Origin of the sequence: Microvirga pakistanensis (assembly GCF_004458765.1) — a bacterium.
Taxonomy (GTDB): domain Bacteria; phylum Pseudomonadota; class Alphaproteobacteria; order Rhizobiales; family Beijerinckiaceae; genus Microvirga; species Microvirga pakistanensis.
The window spans coordinates 1-223 of sequence record NZ_SPJX01000424.1 but is presented as its reverse complement, the minus strand read 5'-3'; the positions used below and the strand labels follow the sequence as shown (position 1 = coordinate 223).

1 pseudogene is annotated in these 223 nt (G+C 69.5%); it reads left to right on the top strand.

From position 1 onward, the window contains the following. Positions 1-223: pseudogene (locus E4K09_RS19720) on the top strand (amine oxidase); the annotation flags it as partial.

Here is a 223-nt window from a genome sequence, read left to right as displayed (position 1 = left end):
TCGACGGCACGCCCTTCCATTTCTTCGAACTCGACCAGCCCCATGCTGCGCGATTCGATCGCCGCGACCCCGACGCGCCCGGGCGCTACGCCAGGGACGTTCTGGCCGAGCATTTCGGCGCGCGCGCCATCCGCCACATGAGCGTGATGCATGCCACCGCATGGCGGAGCGATCCCTGGTCGCAAGCCTCCTGGGCGGTCGTTCCGCCCGGCCTCGCACCGAT